General features: G+C 44.7%; 1 protein-coding gene and 2 pseudogenes. 1 reads left to right on the top strand and 2 read right to left on the bottom strand.

Features of this window, described 5'->3' with window-relative positions:
- Positions 1-164, top strand: a pseudogene (locus AB4653_RS26230) (dihydromonapterin reductase); the annotation flags it as partial.
- Positions 165-252: 88 nt separating this feature from the next.
- Here AB4653_RS26230 and AB4653_RS26225 read toward each other — a convergent pair.
- Complete coding sequence (locus tag AB4653_RS26225; protein ID WP_102258571.1) at positions 253-621, bottom strand: hypothetical protein; 369 nt, start codon at positions 619-621, stop codon at positions 253-255.
- A gap of 15 nt (positions 622-636) precedes the next feature.
- Positions 637-1,044 (bottom strand): annotated as a pseudogene (locus AB4653_RS26220) (serine protease); the annotation flags it as partial.

Genomic DNA, 1,044 nt, shown 5'->3' with positions numbered 1-1,044 from the left:
ATGAGCATGACGATGAGGCATACAAGACCAAAGCGCTGCAGAAAGCTCTGATTCCCACAGAAGCGGGCTTTGAGGAAATAATAGATGGCATCAAGTTTGTGTTGGCCAGTCACTACATGACAGGAAGAACTTTGCACCTTGATGGCGGCAGACATTTGAAGTAATGCGCTTACATTGTCTGCTACCTAAAACTGCTGCTATATAGCGAATGCGGTTAACTAGAAACCGTTATAAGCTAGAAATTCTTATAACCTAGAAACTGCTATAAGACTGAGGAAGACGAGTTTCTTCGTCCCAGCCTAACAACTCAATATTGATCAATGACTTGCGCTTCTCATTACACAGTGAAGCGATGTTGATGATAGGGAGCTGGCTACGAAACTGCGCGGTAAGTATGACCTTTTTATTTTCACTCAGGCTGCTTCGGCATTGCGCCAAAACCGCTTCAGTATCTAGCTGATGTGCGTTCTCGATAATCTGGATATCGGCGTTCTCTTGATAACACTCTATCAACCAAGATACGGCAGTTGCTTCTGAGCTGGTGAGCACGATGACATCTTTTGTTGCCATAAGCTCTTGAAGTTCAAGCTCTTTTAGTTCAGTTTCCATAAATACTCTCATTCAGCAGCAAATACATTAAAGTCGATTGCCCAGTTTAGCCTGTGCCAAATGGTAGCCTCTGTCTATCATCTCTTGTGAGCGATCAAACTCTAAGGTGCCACAGGCATTACGTGGGATCTCAAGCGTAATATCGGCGGGATAAGCGGCCAGTTTTTGACGAGCAATGGTCGATTGCATCGCATCAAACGCTTGGTTGGCAATGTCGTAGGCTGCAAAATTGAAGCTCATTTTGCTTTTTACACTGCTACCGAGATTATCGATAAAATGAACAACCTTCTCATGCAGGTTACTCTCTTTTGTTGGTAGGGAAACCGGTGTCACTTCCTGTTGAACAATTTCAGGTTCGCCGCCTAAGTTCACAGCCAGAGTAAAGTCTGTCTTATCACCAAAGGTAGGCGCAATCGGCACAGGGTTGAGTACCCC

Source organism: Vibrio sp. 10N.222.48.A3, from assembly GCF_041475345.1.
Taxonomy (GTDB): domain Bacteria; phylum Pseudomonadota; class Gammaproteobacteria; order Enterobacterales; family Vibrionaceae; genus Vibrio; species Vibrio tasmaniensis_A.
Note: the sequence above shows the minus strand (reverse complement) of the source record. Positions and strands in the feature narration are given on the sequence as shown.